The 19444-nt window shown below is 38.5% G+C and carries 16 protein-coding genes; 9 read left to right on the forward strand and 7 right to left on the reverse strand.

The annotated features are described in order from the left end of the window. The first annotated feature begins 61 nt into the window (after positions 1–61). The 6 genes from DV428_RS05275 to odhB all read left to right on the forward strand — a co-directional run bounded on the left by DV428_RS05275 (position 62) and on the right by odhB (position 7908). The gene (locus tag DV428_RS05275) at positions 62–1522 is read left to right on the forward strand and encodes a L,D-transpeptidase family protein (RefSeq protein WP_479680704.1); all 1461 of its coding nucleotides are present in this window, start codon (positions 62–64) and stop codon (positions 1520–1522) included. Between the two features lie 27 nt (positions 1523–1549). Beyond that, positions 1550–2110: a peptidoglycan L,D-endopeptidase MepK gene (mepK, locus tag DV428_RS05280; RefSeq protein ID WP_114908933.1), complete on the forward strand. Its 561-nt coding sequence runs from the start codon at positions 1550–1552 to the stop codon at positions 2108–2110. A 52-nt stretch (positions 2111–2162) separates the two neighbouring features. Then, positions 2163–2918, forward strand: a complete 756-nt coding sequence (locus tag DV428_RS05285) for a TatD family hydrolase (protein ID WP_114908934.1) — start codon at positions 2163–2165, stop codon at positions 2916–2918. Between the two features lie 9 nt (positions 2919–2927). Then, positions 2928–3560 carry an MBL fold metallo-hydrolase gene (locus DV428_RS05290; RefSeq protein ID WP_114908935.1) on the forward strand — a complete coding sequence of 211 codons (633 nt, stop codon included), beginning with the start codon at positions 2928–2930 and terminating at the stop codon, positions 3558–3560. A 204-nt stretch (positions 3561–3764) separates the two neighbouring features. After that, on the forward strand, positions 3765–6572 hold the full coding sequence (sucA, locus tag DV428_RS05295) for a 2-oxoglutarate dehydrogenase E1 component (protein WP_114908936.1): 2808 nt from the start codon (positions 3765–3767) through the stop codon (positions 6570–6572). A gap of 106 nt (positions 6573–6678) precedes the next feature. Beyond that, on the forward strand, positions 6679–7908 hold the full coding sequence (gene odhB, locus DV428_RS05300) for a 2-oxoglutarate dehydrogenase complex dihydrolipoyllysine-residue succinyltransferase (RefSeq protein WP_114908937.1): 1230 nt from the start codon (positions 6679–6681) through the stop codon (positions 7906–7908). A 115-nt stretch (positions 7909–8023) separates the two neighbouring features. On the opposite strand, the gene nrdB is transcribed toward odhB, so the two are convergent. The 6 genes from nrdB to DV428_RS05330 all read right to left on the reverse strand — a co-directional run bounded on the left by nrdB (position 8024) and on the right by DV428_RS05330 (position 15091). Further along, positions 8024–9154, reverse strand: a complete 1131-nt coding sequence (nrdB, locus tag DV428_RS05305) for a class Ia ribonucleoside-diphosphate reductase subunit beta (RefSeq protein ID WP_005628461.1) — start codon at positions 9152–9154, stop codon at positions 8024–8026. 101 nt (positions 9155–9255) lie between these two features. Continuing rightward, entirely contained in the window at positions 9256–11526 is a 2271-nt protein-coding gene (gene nrdA / locus DV428_RS05310; RefSeq protein ID WP_114908938.1) for a class 1a ribonucleoside-diphosphate reductase subunit alpha, read from the reverse strand. Between the two features lie 244 nt (positions 11527–11770). Beyond that, positions 11771–12352, reverse strand: coding sequence for a division/outer membrane stress-associated lipid-binding lipoprotein (gene dolP, locus DV428_RS05315; RefSeq protein WP_114908939.1), 582 nt, complete (start codon positions 12350–12352; stop codon positions 11771–11773). A gap of 55 nt (positions 12353–12407) precedes the next feature. Then, positions 12408–12992 carry a D-sedoheptulose-7-phosphate isomerase gene (locus DV428_RS05320; RefSeq protein ID WP_114908940.1) on the reverse strand — a complete coding sequence of 195 codons (585 nt, stop codon included), beginning with the start codon at positions 12990–12992 and terminating at the stop codon, positions 12408–12410. Positions 12993–13004: 12 nt separating this feature from the next. Continuing rightward, the gene (locus tag DV428_RS05325; protein ID WP_114908941.1) at positions 13005–13364 is read right to left on the reverse strand and encodes a YraN family protein; all 360 of its coding nucleotides are present in this window, start codon (positions 13362–13364) and stop codon (positions 13005–13007) included. Then, positions 13364–15091, reverse strand: a complete 1728-nt coding sequence (locus DV428_RS05330; RefSeq protein WP_114908942.1) for a penicillin-binding protein activator — start codon at positions 15089–15091, stop codon at positions 13364–13366. The genes DV428_RS05325 and DV428_RS05330 overlap by 1 nt, the downstream gene beginning before the upstream one ends. 71 nt (positions 15092–15162) lie before the next feature. On the opposite strand from DV428_RS05330, the gene rsmI reads away from it, so the two are divergent. The 3 genes from rsmI to DV428_RS05345 all read left to right on the forward strand — a co-directional run bounded on the left by rsmI (position 15163) and on the right by DV428_RS05345 (position 18239). Next, positions 15163–16014 (forward strand): 16S rRNA (cytidine(1402)-2'-O)-methyltransferase, encoded by an 852-nt coding sequence (rsmI, locus tag DV428_RS05335; RefSeq protein ID WP_114908943.1) that lies wholly within the window; start codon positions 15163–15165, stop codon positions 16012–16014. A 102-nt stretch (positions 16015–16116) separates the two neighbouring features. After that, positions 16117–17565, forward strand: coding sequence for a metalloprotease TldD (tldD, locus tag DV428_RS05340; protein ID WP_114908944.1), 1449 nt, complete (start codon positions 16117–16119; stop codon positions 17563–17565). A 122-nt stretch (positions 17566–17687) separates the two neighbouring features. Next, positions 17688–18239 (forward strand): NlpC/P60 family protein, encoded by a 552-nt coding sequence (locus tag DV428_RS05345; protein ID WP_114908945.1) that lies wholly within the window; start codon positions 17688–17690, stop codon positions 18237–18239. Positions 18240–18323: 84 nt separating this feature from the next. Here the strand turns inward: DV428_RS05345 and fbp are convergent, their stop codons facing one another. Beyond that, positions 18324–19325 carry a class 1 fructose-bisphosphatase gene (gene fbp / locus DV428_RS05350; protein WP_114908946.1) on the reverse strand — a complete coding sequence of 334 codons (1002 nt, stop codon included), beginning with the start codon at positions 19323–19325 and terminating at the stop codon, positions 18324–18326. Positions 19326–19444: the final 119 nt, after the last annotated feature.

Below are 19444 nucleotides of genomic sequence, written 5' to 3' on the forward strand. Positions count from 1 at the left end.
CACTTTGTTTTAGCATTTAAATAAAGTGCGGTTGTTTTTAGGAAATGTTTAAGGAATGGCTATGTTTAAAAGCACTGCAAAGCTCTCAGTATTTGTATTGTCATTATCAATGATGACATCAGGATGCGCTTTAGCAGATTTTGCAAAAAATGAGCAATCTGTGAAACTTAATGGAATTGATGTTTCGCATTTATCTCCAGAAGAAAAACAAAAGCTCGAAGAAGAAATTAAATTAGATCAAGCGCGCTTATCACAGGAAAAGCAAGCGATTTTAGAAATGTCGCTAACCCATGAAATAGGCGAGCATGCTTTACAGTTTAAGCCTTTGTTGGCTCGTTTATATGCAGAACGTAAATATACACTATTATGGAAAGATAATGCTGCGGCTCGCCAATTATTACAGGATTATGCTGCGATGGTGGCTAGCGGTATTTCTAAACGTTCAGCAAAATCCTTAGAATCCTTTGAATTGATCGAGCAACAAGGCGGGTTAGCTTATGATGTTTTATTGAGCGATATATTGCTAGATTATTTGTATTATACTCAAAATGTTGGAGTTCAAGCTCAACGTTGGCTTTATTCACCTAGTACTTATCAAGTTCAACAACCATCTGAAGAGCATATCCAACGTTGGTTAAGTGCGGTAGAAAATGATCAACTTTTAGGTTTTGTACAAAGTTTATCGGGCGATAATCACTTATATCATCAAACTGTTAAAGCGTTATCATCAATGGTATCTGCATCTGGTTTATCAGAGATCGGACAGAAACTTGCAATTAATGCACAGCGTTTGCGAGTAATTCCTGATTTTCATAATGGCATCTTTGTAAATATTCCAAGTTATAAATTACAGTATTATCGGGATGGTGAGCTGATTTTAGAATCTCGGGTGATTGTTGGAAAAAATTCGCGCAGAACACCAGTAATGTATAGTAAATTAAGCAATGTAGTAGTTAATCCCCCTTGGAATGCGCCAACTCGTTTAATCAATGAAGATTTATTGCCAAAAATGAAAGCGGATCCAAATTATATTGCGGAGCATAATTATTCAATTTTAGATAGTCAGGGAAATGTCGTTGATCCAGCTTCTATTGATTGGGAATCTATTAGCAATAAATTCCCTTATCGTGTTCGACAAGCCGCTGGAGATAGTGCATTGGGTAATTATAAATTTAATATGCCAAGCTCAGATGCCATTTATTTGCATGATACGCCGAATCATGGACTGTTTAGCCGTAAAGATCGCGCATTAAGTTCTGGTTGCGTGCGTGTGGAAAAATCCGATCAACTTGCGAGTATTTTATTAAAAGAAGTCGGTTGGTCTGATGAACGTCGAAAAAATGTTTTAGAAAGTAAAAAAACGGTTTCCGCACCAATTCGTTCGGAAAACCCAGTATTTATATACTATGTGACATCTTGGGTTGAGAATGGAAATATTAAGGCATTGCCAGATATTTATAAATATGATGGATTGATGAATTTCAGTGGAATTAACTGGAATGTGGTTAAAAAATATCTCTAATAATCCATTAAAAAATAGAAAGGAGAGATGATGAAGGTTGATAAACAGAAACGTAAATGGTTGTCGCTCGGCGGCATTGTTTTAGGCGCATCAGTTTTACCTAATTCTGTATTAGCAATGGTTTCAACACCTAAGCCTCGTATATTGACGTTCCGTAACATTAATACGGGAGAGCGATTAAGCGGTGAATTTTCTGCACACAAAGGTTTCTCGAGCGCAATATTAAAGAAATTGGACCATTTTATGCGCGATAAACGAACAAACCAAGTTCGTAGAATGGATCCAAATTTATTCCACAAGTTTTATAACATTCAAAGCAATTTGGGGTTACGCAATGCTGAAATTGAAGTGATTTGTGGCTATCGTTCTGCCGCAACTAATGCAATGCGTCATCGCCAAAGTAAGGGCGTGGCAAGCAATAGCTATCATATTAAAGGAAAAGCTATTGATTTTCGTATTGCAGGCGTACCTTTAATTAAAGTGAAATCCTCTGCAGAAAGTCTTAGAAATGGTGGCGTGGGTTATTATCCAACAAGCAATTTTATTCACGTAGATACAGGTCCTGTAAGAACTTGGAAAGGCGTGTAAAACAAATTTAAAATTAACCGCACTTTTGTGCGGTTTTTCATTGGAAAATACTATGTTATTTGACAGTCATCTTCATTTAGATCAACTCTCTGATGAGAATATCCAGAAAACACTCGCTGATTCAAAGATTACAGGTATGCTTGCAGTAAGTACGAATCTAAAAAGTGCTAAAAAACTATTTAATTTAAAACAGGTTTATCCCGAGAAACTTTATATTGCAGCTGGTTTTCATCCTGAACAGCCCTTGCTGAATTTAGAAGAGCAAGAAGAATTATTTCAATGGATTGATGAACATCATTCATCGATTTTTGCGATTGGCGAGGTGGGGTTGCCACATTATTCTAAACGTGAAAATTTAAATTTGGATTACGTACCTTACATTGAATTACTGGAACGATTTATTCTGATAGCGAAAAAATGGGATTTGCCGTTAAATTTACATATTGTGCATAATGATGTGGATATTGCCCTTGAATTATTGCAGAAACATAATATTCAACGTGCCCATTTTCATTGGTTTAAGACAGATGAAAAATCTTTTCAGAAATTTTTATCTACACCATATTTTGCGAGCCTAACGCCTGATATTTTATGGAATCCTAAAACGCAATATGTTGCTCAACATTTGTCGTTAAACCTTTTGATGATTGAAACGGATAGTCCTTGGACACATGAAGGATTTGAAAGTGCGGTAATTTCTGAGCAATTATTTGCAGTAGTAAAGAAAGTGGCTGAATTAAAATCTTTGCCATTACATTATGTTCAAGAGCAAATTTTTTTGAATACTCAACAATTTTATCGATTATAAGGAGTAAACATGAATATCGAAATTATCCCCGTTACCGCATTTCAACAAAACTGTTCTTTGATTTGGGATGATGACAAAAATGCCGCAATTATTGACCCAGGTGGCGAAGCCGAACGCCTAATTCAACGCATTGAAGAATTGAATTTAAATCTCAAAGTGATTTTGATTACTCACGGTCATTTAGATCACGTTGGTGCTGCAATGCAATTAAAACAACATTTTGGCATTGAAATTTGGGGTTCTCAAGAAGAAGATAAATTTTTATTTGAAAGTTTACCCGAGCAAGCCCAATGTTTTGGTTTGCCAAATATTGAAGCCTTTTTACCTGATCGTTGGTTTAATCAAGAAGGTGAAATCTTAAAATTAGATGGCTTTAATTTCGAGATTTTACATTTACCAGGGCACACACCAGGGCATATTGGCTTTATTGAACATGAGAAAAAAGTGGCATTTACAGGCGATGTATTATTTCAAGGTGGAATTGGTCGTACCGATTTTCCTCGCGGGGATTATGAAACATTGATTTCTTCAATTCGAACAAAACTATTACCGTTGAATGATGATCTGATTATTATTGCTGGGCATGGGCCTTATACAACCATTGGTCGAGAAAAACAGACAAACCCATTTTTAAATCGTTAAAAGTGCGGTGAATTTTATTCTTATTTTCTAAAAGAGCTGATTTTTTATCGGTTCTTTTTATTTGAAAAAGGAAAGAGTTTGAGTCAGATCACAAATCTGTAACAATTTCTGATAAGAGGCTTATTTCCTTTTCAATCCTATGTATAATGCATAAAAAATGGAGCGAAAACTATCGTTCCAAATAATCATAATAAAGAGGTAGTTATGCAGCAAAACAAGGCATTTGATGATTGGTTAGCCAGCACAGCATTAGGCGGTGCAAATCAATCTTATATAGAAGAGCTTTATGAAAGCTATTTGAGTGATCCGCAGTCGGTGGAGGAAAGTTGGCGAGCCACTTTTGATTCTTTACCAAAAACGACCGCACTTGAACAGCCTCATACACCAGTGCGAGATTATTTTCGTCGCTTAGCACGAGAAAATCATAATGAAGCGGTGACAGTGATAGATCCTGCTGCTGGTGCAAAATTAGTGAAAGTTCTACAATTTATCAATGCCTATCGTTTTCGTGGCCATTTAGAGGCTAATCTCGATCCTCTCAATTATTATCGTTGGAAAGTATCTTCCGTCCCTGAATTAGATTATCGTCATCACGGTTTTACTGAACAAGATCTCAACGAAACCTTCAATATTAATCACTACGTTTACAAACGCGATACCATTAAACTTGGCGAATTGGCTCAAATGTTGAAAGAGACATATTGTGGTTCAATTGGCTTAGAGTTTATGCATGTGCAGGATATGGCACAGAAAACTTGGCTTCAGAGCAAAATGGAAAGCGTGTTAGATAAACCGCTTTTTACATCTGAAGAACGTGTTAATTTTCTTCGTGAACTTACCGCCGCGGACGGTTTAGAGCGCTATCTAGGGGCAAAATTCCCTGGGGCGAAACGATTTTCTTTAGAAGGAAGTGACGCGTTTATTCCATTGATGAAAGAAATTATCCGTCATGCTAGTCGCCAAGGCGTAAATGATGTGGTAATGGGAATGGCACACCGTGGGCGTTTGAATATGCTCGTGAATGTATTAGGTAAAAAGCCTGAGGATTTATTTGATGAATTTGCGGGCAAACATTCCAGTGAGCGTACGGGGGATGTGAAATATCATCAAGGTTTTTCTTCTGATTTCGCAGTGGACGATAAGCGAGTGCACTTAACTTTGGCATTTAATCCGTCTCATTTGGAAATTGTAAGTCCTGTGGTTGTGGGTTCTGTTCGATCTCGTCAAACTCGTATGAATGATACAGAGCGTAACCAAGTGCTTGCTATTACTGTGCATGGTGATTCCGCTGTAGCAGGGCAGGGCGTTGTTCAAGAAACATTGAATATGTCAAATGCTCGTGGTTACAGTGTGGGTGGCACGATTCGTATTGTGATTAATAACCAAATTGGTTTTACGACATCTAACCCGAATGACACGCGTTCTACAGAGTATTGCACCGATATCGCGAAAATGATTCAAGCGCCGATTATTCACGTTAATGGTGATGATCCTGAAGCGGTTGCTTTTGCTGCGCGTATGGCGGTGGAATATCGTAATTTATTCAAACGAGATATTTTTATCGATTTAATTTCTTATCGTCGTCATGGGCATAATGAAGCTGATGAACCATTAGCCACTCAGCCAATGATGTATAGCATCATCAAAAAACACCCAACACCGCGTAAAGTCTATGCAGATCGTTTAATTTCAGAAGGCGTGATGACTGAAGAACAAGTCACCGAGATGGTGAATGATTATCGCGATGCGCTAGATAATGGTGATCGAGTCGTATCAGAATGGCGAGAAATGGATACGGCAAAAATGGATTGGTTGCAATATCTCAACTATGATTGGACTGCGCCGTATGAAAGTAAATTTTCACAGGAACGTTTTTTAACACTGGCTAAACGTATATGTGAATATCCAGAAAGTTTACGTGCGCATCCTCGTGTAGAAAAAATCTATAATGATCGTAAAGCAATGTATCAAGGCGAAAAATTGCTCGACTGGGGTATGGCTGAAACCATGGCTTATGCAACCTTACTTGATGAGGGGGTTAATGTTCGTTTATCAGGTGAAGATGCGGGGCGGGGAACCTTTTTCCATCGTCATGCCGTTGTGCATAATCAAAATGATGGTACGGGGTATGTACCATTAACACATTTGCATGCTAACCAAGGTCGTTTTGAAGTATGGGATTCGGTACTATCTGAAGAATCTGTTCTTGCTTTTGAATATGGTTATGCAACAACAGATCCAAAAACGTTAACCATTTGGGAAGCGCAATTTGGCGATTTTGCTAATGGTGCACAAATTGTTATCGACCAATTTATTAGTTCTGGCGAACAAAAATGGGGCAGAATGTGTGGTTTAGTTATGTTATTGCCTCATGGCTATGAGGGACAGGGTCCAGAACATTCTTCTGCTCGCCTTGAACGTTATTTGCAACTTTGTGCTGAACAAAATATGCAAGTCTGCGTGCCGTCAACGCCAGCACAGGTGTATCACATGTTGCGCCGTCAATCGTTGCGTAAAATGCGCCGTCCATTGATTGCTATTTCTCCAAAATCTTTGTTACGCCATCCATTAGCTGTATCCAGTTTAGATGAGTTGATTAATGGAGCTTTCCAAACGGTAATTGGAGAAATTGACGAGCTTGATCCTAAAGATGTAAAACGTGTGGTAATGTGTTCAGGTAAAGTTTATTACGATTTACTTGAACAACGTCGTGCAAATAATCAGAAAGATGTGGCGATTATTCGTATTGAGCAACTTTATCCATTCCCGCATGAGGATGTGAAGAAAGCGCTTGAGCCTTATGCACATGTCACGGATTATGTATGGTGCCAAGAAGAACCACTTAACCAAGGGGCTTGGTATTGCAGCAAACATAATTTTGAATCAGCAATTCCAGAATCCGTTAAACTCAAATATGCAGGGCGTCCAGCTTCAGCTTCTCCTGCTGTGGGTTATATGTCGCTTCACACTAAACAGCAAAAGCAGTTAGTGGAAGATGCGTTGAGTTTTTAAAGTGCGGTTAATTTAATAAAGGTTTTTATATCTTTGCTTTCCTCTGTAAATAGGGGAGCCAAGATAATTAAGATATATAGTAAAAAAGAAGAAAAGGAAAAATAAAATGACCATTGAAATTCTTGTTCCAGACCTACCTGAATCAGTTGCGGATGCAATAGTGGCTACTTGGCATAAAAAAGTAGGTGATACCGTTAAACGTGATGAAGTGATTGTAGAAATTGAAACGGATAAAGTTGTGCTAGAAGTACCCGCACTTTCTGATGGTGTACTGGCAGAAGTTGTTCAAGCAGAGGGCGAAACTGTGGTGAGTAAACAGCTGCTAGGAAAAATTTCTACGGCTCAAGAAGGGGATGTCAGTTCAGCGACGTTAAAAGCAACGAATGAAGCCACACCATCAGATCGTCAACATGCAGCGATTGAAAATAGTCATAATCATAATGCGGATCAAGGCCCTGCGATTCGACGTTTATTAGCAGAACATGATTTGCAAGCAGATCAAATTCAAGGTTCCGGTGTGGGTGGCCGTTTAACACGTGAAGATATTGAACGTGAAATCGCAAAACGACAAGCACTGCAAGCGAAACAAGAAGCTGCTACTGATCAAAATACAATTAGTACGGTAGCTTATAGTGCGCGTTCTGAAAAACGTGTGCCAATGACACGTTTGCGCAAACGTATTGCTGAACGTTTACTTGAGGCCAAAAATAGTACAGCAATGCTTACTACTTTCAATGAAGTGGATATGCAGCCGATAATGACTTTGCGTAAAACCTACGGTGAAAAATTTGAAAAACAGCATGGTGTCCGTTTAGGTTTTATGTCTTTTTATATTAAAGCGGTTGTGGAAGCATTAAAACGTTATCCTGAAGTTAATGCTTCTATTGATGGGGATGATGTTGTTTACCATAATTATTTTGATATTAGTATTGCGGTTTCGACTCTTCGTGGCTTAGTCACACCGGTGCTTCGTGATTGTGATAAGCTCAGTATGGCAGAGATCGAAAAACAAATTAAAGCATTAGCTGAAAAAGGTCGTGATGGTAAATTGACAGTAGAAGATCTTACTGGCGGCAATTTTACCATTACAAATGGCGGCGTGTTTGGTTCTCTTATGTCCACTCCAATTATCAATCCACCACAAAGTGCAATTTTAGGAATGCATGCTATTAAAGAACGCCCGATTGCGCTTAATGGTCAAGTGGTGATTCGCCCGATGATGTATCTTGCTTTATCTTACGATCATCGTTTAATTGACGGCCGTGAATCTGTTGGTTTCTTGGTAACGATTAAAGAATTGTTGGAAGACCCAACAAGATTATTATTGGAAATCTAAGAAATAAAAGGCTTTCTGTGTTAGAAAGCCTTTTAAAATGAACAAAAAATTAACCGCACTTTAAATATTTAAAAAGAATATTCCAAAGTGCGGTTATTTTCTTATGTGTTTTTAATTAGAGATCGAAATCGCCAAAATCATTCGTATCAACTTTTGAGTCAATTTGACCAACAAGGTAAGAACTCACTTCCACTTCTTGTGGTGCCACTTGTACGTTGTCAGAAACAAGCCATGCGTTAATCCATGGAATTGGATTAGAACGCGCACCAAATGGCAATGGAAGACCGACCGCTTGCATACGGATATTGGTGATATATTCCACGTATTGCACCAAAATGTCTTTGTTCAAACCAATCATCGAACCGTCTTTGAACAAGTAATCAGCCCAGTCTTTTTCTTGTTCCGCAGCGGCTAAGAATAGATCATAGGCTTCTTGTTTACATTCTTCCGCAATTTCTGCCATTTCAGGGTCATCTTGACCTGCAGCCATAATATTTAAAATGTGCTGCGTACCAGTTAAGTGTAAGGCTTCATCACGAGCGATAAATTTAATAATTTTCGCATTACCTTCCATTAATTGACGTTCCGCAAAGGCAAAGGAGCAAGCGAAAGATACGTAGAAACGAATTGCTTCAAGTGCGTTCACACTCATCAAGCAAAGATAAAGTTGTTTTTTCAAATTACGTAATGTGACAACACATTCTTTACCATCTACAGTGTAGGTGCCTTCGCCATATAGGCTGTAAAGTTGGCTGTCACGGATTAAATCATCGTAATAAGAAGAAATATCGCGCGCACGTTTAATGATTTCTTCGTTAGTTACGATGTCGTCAAACACGATAGACGGATCGTTCACGATATTACGAATAATGTGCGTGTAAGAACGAGAATGGATGGTTTCAGAGAATGTCCACGTCTCAATCCAAGTTTCTAATTCAGGAATGGATACCAACGGCAATAATGCTACGTTTGGACTACGACCTTGAATAGAATCCAATAAGGTTTGATATTTTAAGTTACTGATGAAAATGTGTTTTTCATGCTCAGGTAACGCGGCATAGTCGATACGGTCTTGAGACACATCCACTTCTTCCGGACGCCAGAAGAAAGAAAGTTGCTTTTCAATGAGCTTTTCAAACGTTTCATATTTTTGTTGATCATAACGTGCAACGTTAACGTTTTGACCAAAGAACATTGGTTCTTTTAACTGGTCGTTTTTGTTTTGTGAGAAAGTGGTGTATGCCATTTTTGTCTCCATATCGTAGAGTGGGCGTTAGCCCACCATTTTAATAAGAAAGTTTTGGTGGGCTAAAGCCCACCCTACAAGAATAGAAAGAAATGTCTAATTTAAATCTTACAAGCCCCACCAGCACAGCCGTCATCAAGATCTTCTTGAGCATCTTCGGCACCATCGCGGGTGTTTTGATAGTAAAGGGTTTTTAAGCCGTATTTGTAAGCGGTTAAAAGATCTTTTAACAACACTTTCATTGGTACTTTACCGTCTTCAAAACGTTTTGGATCGTAGTTAGTGTTGGCGGAGATCGCTTGGTCTACGAATTTTTGCATAATACCGACTAAATGTAAGTAGCCATCATTGCTTGGGATATCCCAAAGTAATTCGTAGTTGTCGCTTAAGTTTTCGTACTCAGGTACAACTTGTTTTAGGATGCCATCTTTTGACGCTTTAATACTTACATGACCACGCGGTGGCTCAATACCATTAGTCGCATTGGAAATCTGCGATGATGTTTCCGATGGCATTAAGGCGGTTAATGTTGAGTTACGTAAACCAAATTCTTGAATATCTTTACGCAAGCTTTCCCAATCATAATGTAGAGGCTCTTGTGTTAAGGCATCTAAATCTTTCTTATAGGTATCAATAGGTAAAATGCCTTTTGCATAAGTGGTTTCATTGAAGTATTCGCAAGCACCTTGCTCTTTTGCTAAGTTCATAGAGGCTTTTAATAAATAATATTGAATGGCTTCAAAAGTACGGTGAGTTAAATCGTTAGCTGAACCATCAGAATAACGAACACCATTTTTCGCAAGGTAATAAGCATAGTTAATGACACCGATACCTAATGCACGACGAGCAAGTGAACTACGTTTTGCCGCCACAACAGGGTAATCTTGATAATCTAATAATGCATCAAGTGAACGTACAGCAAGATCGGCAAGTTCTTCTAATTCATCTAAGTTTTCAATTTTACCTAAGTTAAATGCAGAAAGCGTACAAAGTGCGATTTCTCCATTTTCATCATTAATGTGCTCAAGCGGCTTTGTAGGTAATGCGATTTCTAAACATAAGTTAGATTGGCGAACTGGTGCCACTTGTGGATCAAATGGAGAGTGAGTATTACAGTGGTCTACGTTTTGAATGTAGATACGACCTGTTGATGCACGTTCTTGCATTAATAAAGAGAAAATCTCAACAGCTTTGACGGTGCGTTTGCGGATAGTTGGATCTTGTTCGTATTTTACGTACAGTTCTTCAAATTTATCTTGATCCGCAAAGAATGCTTCATAAAGTCCAGGTACATCCGATGGACTAAATAAAGTAATCTCGCCACCTTTAATTAAACGTTGATACATTAATTTGTTCAACTGTACGCCGTAGTCCATATGACGAACGCGGTTGTCTTCTACACCACGGTTATTTTTTAACACAAGCAAGCTTTCAGCTTCTAAGTGCCAAATAGGGTAATAAAGTGTCGCAGCACCGCCACGAACGCCACCTTGTGAACAAGATTTCACCGCAGTTTGGAAATATTTATAGAATGGAATACACCCCGTATGGAATGCTTCACCGCCACGAATCTCACTACCTAATGCACGAATAGCACCTGCATTAATGCCAATCCCCGCACGTTGTGAAACATATTTCACAATAGCTGATGCCGTTGCATTGATTGAATCTAAGCTGTCATCACATTCAATTAATACGCAAGAGCTGAACTGACGAGTAGGTGTGCGCACTCCCGCCATAATTGGCGTTGGTAAGGAAATTTTGAAGGTGGATGTTGCATCGTAGAAACGTTTTACATAATCCAAACGCGTTTCTTTTGGATATTTAGAGAATAAACTTGCAGCTACCAGTAAATAGAGGAATTGTGCAGACTCGTAGATTTCTCCCGTCACACGGTTTTGAACTAAATACTTACCTTCTAATTGTTTTACGGCAGCATAAGAGAACGTCATATCACGCCAATGATCGATGAATCCGTCCATTATGTCCCATTCTTCACGGGTATAATCATCCAATAACGCATGATCATATTTTCCCATGCGTACTAATTTTTTGACGTGATCGTATAAACGAGGAGGATCAAAATGACCGTAGGCTTTTTTGCGTAAATGGAAAATCGCTAAGCGAGCAGCTAAAAATTGATAATCAGGCGTATCTTTGCTGATTAAATCTGCGGCTGCTTTAATAATGGTTTCGTGAATGTCTGAAGTACGAATGCCTTCATAAAATTGAATGTGTGAGCGAAGCTCAACTTGGGAAACAGATACATTGTCTAGACCTTCTGCTGCCCATGTAATAACACGGTGGATTTTATCAAGATTGATTTGTTCCTGCGTGCCATCACGCTTGGTTACCATTAAGCTTTTATTCATTGTACGACCCTTGTTATTATAACGATGTTAAACACAATATATAGTGTTTGTAATGAAATCATGCACAAGGTAATGTGTTTTTTGCTTGAGATCAAGCAATAAATTTTTTGCTTGAATTATTGACAATAGGTAACTTATTTAAAAATAAACAGTTTTTTCGAAGAGCAAAAAAATCAAATTTTTTACTTGTAAAAATGAGAAAAGTGCGGTTGAAATTCGTTGAATTTTTACCGCACTTTGAAGATTAGTTTAGGTATTTGAAAACTTTAATTACTTTTTGCACGCCACTGATTTTACTTGCAATATCTGCAGCTGCATCAGCTTGGGCGTGAGTCACTGTACCGAGTAGGAAAACTTCTCCATTTTCGCTAATAACTTTAACATCGGTTGCTTTAACTCGACCATCAACTAACATTTTTGATTTGACCTGAGTGGTAATCCAACTGTCTTTGCTGATTTGTGCAAAAGAGATTTTCGGGCCAACAGTCAGTTCGTTATAAATATCATTGACACCTTCAACGCCTTTTGCAAGATCTGCGGCAGTGTCTTTTACACCACTATTAGGAACTTGACCGATTAAAAGTACTCGACCATTGTAAGACACTGCATTTACACGACCTTCAGTTTTGATTTGAGCATCTTTTTCAACGGCATTTTCTACTTTGAATTCTAGTGTTTCGTCATCTACTTGTGTGCCAGCAGTTCGAGGATCGGTACCTACTTTAGCTGCTACAGCTCCACCTCCAATCACAGCTGCAACACATCCCTGTAAAAAGATTGTTGTTCCAAGTACGACAGCCAGTTTTTTTAATGGGGATAATTTCATATTAACTCCTTTTGAGATTGAACTACTGGTAGTTTGAAAGTAATTTATTTTTCTGTCAAGCACTTGGGAACAACGTATGGTCAACTAATTCACAAAGGGCATTGATAACAAAAAGATGGTTTTCTAGGACTCGACTTTCTTTGGTTGCCGGAATTGATATTTCTAAATCGCTATCTGCTAAAATTCCTTGAATTGCATCGTTATTAGAGCCAGTGAGTGCAATGACATTAACTTCTTTATTTACTGCATGAGAAATAGTATTTAGCACGATTTTCTCTGTTCCCAAAGGTGCAAAAGCGATAAGTAAGTCGCCCGGTTTGGCAACGGCATTGAATTGGTGACAATACAATTCTTCAGGCGAGTGTTCAAAAACAAGAGAAGAACCCACCGCACTTTCTAAACTTAAGAGCACAGAGGGAAAACTCGGTCTTGCTAAATCATATCGATTAAGTAAGTTAGATACGAGAAACTGTGCATTGGCATAAGAACGCGAGATGCCACAAGCGATCACTTTATTGCCGCCTAGCAAACATTGCATCACCATTTGGGTGGCGTTAGCAATATTTTCCGAAAGCATGCTAGATGCAGCAATTTGAATTTGAATACTTTCGCTATAAATATCTTTTACTTTTTGTAACATCATAAAAAGCCATTAATCGAGAAAATTAGGAATCCATTGAATATCTTGGGGCGTTTTGCCAAAGGCGATTAAATCAAAACGACAATCGGCGTCTTCTAAGCTCATATTTTGTTTTACAAGCCATAAATTTGCGGCATCCAACCATTTTTGTTGTTTTCGCCAATCTACGCTTTCTATTGCCGAGCCAAAGGCACTATTAGAACGCTGGCGAACTTCAACAAAAACGATGGTTTCTTTGTCACCCATAATAAGATCAAGTTCACCACATTTGAAATTTTGATTAGCAGCGATAAATGTTAAGCCTTTTGATTCTAAAAAAAGGCGAGCTTGATGCTCAAAGCTCGCCCCTTGTTGACGTTTTAAAGAAAACATTAGTTTGCGACCGGTACAACTGCACCATCTTGATATTGATACCAAGTCATATCGCGTTCAACATTACAGTTGGTATCAGCACTTAAAATCCCTGTTAAGCCACTCAAGCGATAGCCTGGTACTTGGCGCAATTCATTAAATTGGTTGATGAGTAACCAAGCATCCGCACCCATTGCGTATAAACGCATTAATTGATATTCACCGCCAGTTGTTTTGGCCAATTTTTGATATTGTGGTGAATTGGTTTCTTTAAAAAATGGAATATCGCTAAACTGTACACCGTTCATCTGTGTGATAAAGTCCGTGTTGGTGTTTGTCGCATTTGCGCTTGCTCGTGAGCTGGCATAAATCGCTAAATTAGGCGCGATATTTGTTAAATAACCTTTCATTTCTGCCAGCTCAGTTGGACTTGCTACGACATAAAGTGCGGTTGTATTTGAGTTATTTTCTTGAACGAAATAGGTCACATCCGCAGGCAAATTGTAGTAACGGATATTCGCATCAGTACCTGCTAATTGTTGCCAACGTACATTAAAGGCATTGCCTACGCGTTGCCCTAAATCATTTTGTGGCATTGCGACAAGTGGATTACGCACGCCATCGTTCCACATTTTATTGGCGGCAGATTCAGCTTCATCTTCTGGAGAAAGTCCGTAATAACAAAGTTGAGGAATCGCACGAGAATTTGGTGTGGCATTTAATGCAAGCACATCTATACCTTGAATTTGAGCAGGATCTGCTAAAATCACATCAAGATTTTGTTTTAGTAATGGACCCACTAACGTTTTAATCCCCGCTTGTTTTGCTTGCGCAATGATATCTTGTACAGAATTCATTGAGGTATCAAACACTTGCACTGGAATGGTTGAGTTACCTTTCGCGTCGTTGAAACCCGATTGAATGGTTGTACCAAGAATTTGTCCGTCACCACTTAATGGCAATAGTAAACCAATTTGTGACACATTCGTTTGTTGGAAATTAAGCAATGTAAGCAATTCTTTTGGGAATAACGTTGCGGCTGCATGATTTGGGTAAGCATTTTTCCAACTTTGCAATGCTTGGCTTAATTGAACTGGTTGACGAATATAATCATTGTAGGTTTTGATTAAGTTTAACCAACCGCCTAAAGCCGCGTTGCCTTCATCTGAAGCATTATTGATTATGCCAGTATTTGCTGAACGTAACAATGCCCAAGTTTTATCAACGTTATCTTGGCGACGTTGTACATCTGTTAAATTCTCATCAATTTTTACCCGCGCTTTTACGGCTTCAATGATGTCTTTACGGTTTTCAGCAACAATAGCTAAGGTTTCGTAATAACGAGATTTTTGTGACGGGCTTAATTTATTTAAATCCAATGCACGTAATTGATTTTTCGCGACTTCATTAGCATTTTTTGCAGCAGAAATTCTCGCTTCAATTAATGTACGATCTAATTTTTGCGCATCATTTAATTCACCTAATTCACTTAATAAAGCTTCTGATTGTTCAACTTTATTTTCACTGATTAACACGCGAGCCGCGAGCAATTTATAGGTTTGTTGATCTTCGAGTTCTTGTGCTTGTCCTAATTTATTCATATAAAATTCAGAACTTGCATTCGCATCTTGTTGTAAAGTTTGCGTAAAACTGCTGCCAAGTAGATTTGAACAGCCAGCTAAGGTCATTGACAATAAAATTGGCATTAAACGTTTTTTAAAACGTCCGCCTTGTAATAGAATAGACATTCTTGCTCCATCATGAACAGACAATAGTTGTGGCAGATCTTACTTATCTCATAACTTAAAAGCAAACAAAAATGACTGATTTAACCGGAATTTTATACATTGTTGCCACGCCGATTGGCAATTTACAGGATATTACCCAGCGTGCTTTAGATACTTTTGCTCAAGTGGATTTAATTGCAGCAGAAGATACTCGCCATAGTGGCCTTTTATTAAGTCATTACGGTATCAAAAAGCCCTTTTTTGCTTTGCATGATCACAATGAACAAGAAAAAGCCCATATTTTGGTGGAAAAACTCAAGCAAGGTAGCAATATTGCTTTAATTTCTGATGCAGGGACGCCATTAATTAGTGATCCCGGTTTTCATTTAGTACGACAATGCCGTGAAGCTGGCATTCGCGTTGTTCCTTTGCCTGGGGCATGCGCAGCAATTACCGCACTTTGCGCATCGGGGATTGCTTCTGATAGATTTTGTTTTGAAGGCTTTTTACCTGCGAAAAGTAAAGCGCGCAAAGATAAATTAGAAAATATCTCAGAAGAAGACCGCACTTTGATTTTTTATGAATCCACTCACCGTATTTTAGATACGCTAGAAGATATGCAATCGGTGTTAGGGGAAGAACGATACATTGTGTTAGCCCGTGAAATTACTAAAACTTGGGAAACGATTACGGGTAATACGATTAAAAATTTACGAGAATGGCTTTTAGAAGATCCCAATCGTACAAAAGGCGAGATGGTTTTGATTGTGGAAGGCAAACCAAAGTCTGACAATAACGATGAAATCTCCCCACAAGCGGTGAAGGCGCTTGAATTAATTGCAGAGGAATTACCGCTGAAAAAAGCGGCGGCTATTGTTGCTGAGTTGTATGGTTATAAGAAGAATGCTTTGTATCAATTTGGATTAGCGCATTTGGAAAAGTAACCTCAAAATCAGCCGCACTTTATTCATCCGATTTTAATCTGTGCTGTTGCACTAAATAGATATGAGCTATTACAAAATATTTACTTTTAGACTGGAAAAAATATGTTAAACCAAGTTTCAAATACATTACTGACACCAAGTAATCTTTCAACTAAAGCATTGCTCAATATTTTCGACATGATGTCGCATCGTAATATTGACTATGCTGATTTGTATTTTCAACTTAGCCAAGATGAAAGTTGGGTATTGGAAGATGGCATTATAAAAGAAGGCGGTTTTCATATTGATCGTGGTGTTGGCGTGCGGGCAGTTTCTGGTGAGAAAACAGGCTTTGCTTATTCTGATCAAATTAATCTTGCTTCTTTGCAGCAATGTGCGGAGGCGGTAAAGGGGATTGCGCAAGTAAAACAGGGAAATTTGATTTCGCCATCCGCTTTTAATGTTGTAAATCCTATTGCTCGTTATGCAGAGATTAATCCTTTGGAAAGTTTGACTAAAGAGAAAAAAATTGAGCTATTACATTTGGTTGATCGTACAGCACGCGCGGAAGACCATCGAGTAACCCGCGTATCAGCAAGTCTTAGTTCCGTTTATGAGGAAATATTAGTCATGGCGACGGATGGTACGTTAGCTGCAGATATTCGTCCTTTAGTTCGCTTATCTATTTCTGTGTTAGTAGAGAAAAATGGAAAACGTGAACGAGGAAGTTGTGGTTCTGGTGGGCGTTTCGGTTTAGATTGGTTCTTTGAAGTGATTGATGGCGATATTAGAGCAGTACGATTTGCTAAAGAAGCGGTTCGTCAAGCTTTAGTAAACCTTAGTGCAGTTGCAGCACCTGCAGGATTAATGCCAGTTGTATTAGGTGCGGGTTGGCCTGGTGTGTTGTTACACGAGGCTGTAGGGCACGGTTTAGAAGGGGATTTTAATCGTAAAGAAAGTTCACTTTTCACAGGCAAGATTGGTGAACAAGTGACTTCACCGTTATGTACGATTGTGGATGATGGCACGATTGAAAATCGTCGAGGATCATTGACTATTGATGATGAAGGTGTACCAAGCCAGTGCAATGTACTCATCAAAGACGGGATTTTGCAGGGTTACATGCAAGATAAAATGAATGCCCGTTTGATGGGCGTAGCACCAACAGGGAATGGCCGTCGAGAGTCTTATGCCCACTTACCAATGCCTAGAATGACTAACACCTATATGCTTTCTGGACAAAGTCAGTTTGATGATTTGATTGCTTCTGTAGAACAGGGGATTTATGCACCGCACTTTGGTGGCGGTCAAGTGGATATTACGTCTGGTAAATTTGTATTTTCCACTTCAGAAGCTTATTTAATTGAAAAAGGAAAAATTACGAAACCTGTGAAGGGCGCAACTTTAATTGGCAGTGGCATTGAAGTGATGCAAAAGATTTCTATGGTTGCAGATAAATCAGAACTTGATTTAGGTATCGGAGTTTGTGGTAAAGAAGGGCAAAGTGTGCCAGTTGGTGTTGGACAGCCCGCACTAAAAATTGATGAAATTACCGTGGGTGGTACAAATTAAACCAAAATTGCGCAAAAGATCACAAAAATCCCATTAAAATTGGATTTTTACTGGCAATTTCATTCAAATTTTGATAGTCTCGGGCAGAATTGAATTTTTATATCTTTTAATTATTTTAAATTATGTTGAAAAGAATTTTAGTTATTATCGGTTTAGCGACGCTCGCAACTGCTTGTTCTAATGGTCCTCGAACGGCAAATCATCAAGTTATTTCAGAAAGTGATGATGCTCAATTAACCGGTTTGATTAATCATTTAGAAAAAGGTAATCGCGCAAGTATTTTCCACAAAGTGAGAACAAACCGTTCATCTGCATTGATGGGAGATAAGGCTTTAGCTGGTGTTTACAATGAATGGGTAGGCACTAGTTATCGTATGGGCGGTACAACTAAACGTGGTATTGATTGTTCTGCATTTATGCAAACAACTTTTTCTGAAGCCTTTGGTATTGAATTGCCTCGTTCTACGGCTGAACAGCGTTATTTAGGTAAACAAATTAGTAAATCAGAGTTGAAAAAAGGCGATTTAGTATTCTTCCGTAAAAATAACCATGTCGGTGTTTATATTGGTAACAACCAATTTATGCACGCAAGTACAGGGCAAGGTGTGACGATAAGTTCCCTTGATGAAGAATACTGGGCTAGAACTTACACTCAATCGCGTCGTATCATGTAATGAAAAAGAAAACCGAACATTAAGTTCGGTTTTTTTGATCAGTTCATTGATAGAAATCTCCCCTTTTAATCGAGGAGATTTTTATTATTCTTTAAATTCTTCCATCATTTCTTGTGCTTTTTTCACCATATCTTCTGAACCAACAAATAGTGGAACGCGTTCATGAAGTGCGGTTGGTTCGATATCTAAAATTCGGCGATAACCATCCGTTGCGACACCGCCCGCTTGCTCCGCTAAAAATGCAATTGGATTGCCTTCATATAATAAACGAAGTTTGCCATTTGGATAGTTAGTTGCACTTGGGTAAATATAAATGCCGCCTTTTAATAAGTTGCGGTGAAAGTCTGCTACAAGTGAACCAATATAGCGAGAGGCGTAAGGGCGATGAGTCACTTTGTCTTCTTCTTGGCAATATTTAATATATTTTTTCACACCTTGTGGGAATTTGAGGTATTGCCCTTCATTAATGGAATAAATACGGCCAGTTTTTGGCATTTGCATATTTTCATGTGATAGACAGAATGTACCGATTGATGGGTCATAAGTAAAGCCGTTAACCCCATTACCAGTGGTATATACCAACATAGTTGATGATCCGTAAACAATATAACCTGCGGCAACTTGTTTATTCCCTGGTTGTAAGAAATCTTCTAAGGTGACTGGAGTGCCAATTGGAGATACGCGGCGGTAAATAGAGAAAATCGTACCGACGGATACGTTTACATCAATATTTGAAGAACCATCAAGGGGATCAGTTAAAATAATGTATTTTGCATTGCGCCCACGTTCCGTATCAAATGCGATAAAACTTTCTTCTTCTTCAGATGCAAACCCAGCCACTTCTTCACGTGCCATTAATGCCGCTTTCATCGTGTTATGGGCGAATAAATCAAGTTTCATTTGACTTTCGCCTTGTACGTTTTCAACACCTGATTGGCCGAGAATATTTGTTAAGCCTGCTTTATTAATATCTCGGTGAATAATTTTCGCTAAAAGACGAATTGACGACAAAATACCACTCAATTCCCCTTTTGCATTTGGGTATTCTGCTTGGCGTTCAACGATAAATTCACTCAATGTTTTCATAATTTTCCTTTTAGTTTTTCATAATGCGTTGATTAATTATAGGGAATTTGGAGTGTAAACTCTAATGATAGATTATCAGAATGAGATCTTTATCACAAAAATGTCACATTTATTGCTGT

The organism is Haemophilus haemolyticus (genome assembly GCF_003352385.1).
GTDB lineage: Bacteria > Pseudomonadota > Gammaproteobacteria > Enterobacterales > Pasteurellaceae > Haemophilus > Haemophilus haemolyticus_I.

Bases quoted from the DNA above. Each gene is read 5' to 3' on its own strand.
- DV428_RS05330 (WP_114908942.1), bottom strand. From the start codon at position 15,091: ATGTCTATTCTATTACAAGGCGGACGTTTTAAAAAACGTTTAATGCCA.
- DV428_RS05285 (WP_114908934.1), top strand. From the start codon at position 2,163: ATGTTATTTGACAGTCATCTTCATTTAGATCAACTCTCTGATGAGAAT.
- nrdB (WP_005628461.1), bottom strand. From the start codon at position 9,154: ATGGCATACACCACTTTCTCACAAAACAAAAACGACCAGTTAAAAGAA.
- DV428_RS05275 (WP_479680704.1), top strand. From the start codon at position 62: ATGTTTAAAAGCACTGCAAAGCTCTCAGTATTTGTATTGTCATTATCA.
- sucA (WP_114908936.1), top strand. From the start codon at position 3,765: ATGCAGCAAAACAAGGCATTTGATGATTGGTTAGCCAGCACAGCATTA.
- mepK (WP_114908933.1), top strand. From the start codon at position 1,550: ATGATGAAGGTTGATAAACAGAAACGTAAATGGTTGTCGCTCGGCGGC.
- DV428_RS05325 (WP_114908941.1), bottom strand. From the start codon at position 13,364: ATGTTTTCTTTAAAACGTCAACAAGGGGCGAGCTTTGAGCATCAAGCT.
- odhB (WP_114908937.1), top strand. From the start codon at position 6,679: ATGACCATTGAAATTCTTGTTCCAGACCTACCTGAATCAGTTGCGGAT.
- dolP (WP_114908939.1), bottom strand. From the start codon at position 12,352: ATGAAATTATCCCCATTAAAAAAACTGGCTGTCGTACTTGGAACAACA.
- tldD (WP_114908944.1), top strand. From the start codon at position 16,117: ATGTTAAACCAAGTTTCAAATACATTACTGACACCAAGTAATCTTTCA.
- DV428_RS05320 (WP_114908940.1), bottom strand. From the start codon at position 12,992: ATGTTACAAAAAGTAAAAGATATTTATAGCGAAAGTATTCAAATTCAA.
- nrdA (WP_114908938.1), bottom strand. From the start codon at position 11,526: ATGAATAAAAGCTTAATGGTAACCAAGCGTGATGGCACGCAGGAACAA.
- fbp (WP_114908946.1), bottom strand. From the start codon at position 19,325: ATGAAAACATTGAGTGAATTTATCGTTGAACGCCAAGCAGAATACCCA.
- DV428_RS05345 (WP_114908945.1), top strand. From the start codon at position 17,688: ATGTTGAAAAGAATTTTAGTTATTATCGGTTTAGCGACGCTCGCAACT.
- DV428_RS05290 (WP_114908935.1), top strand. From the start codon at position 2,928: ATGAATATCGAAATTATCCCCGTTACCGCATTTCAACAAAACTGTTCT.
- rsmI (WP_114908943.1), top strand. From the start codon at position 15,163: ATGACTGATTTAACCGGAATTTTATACATTGTTGCCACGCCGATTGGC.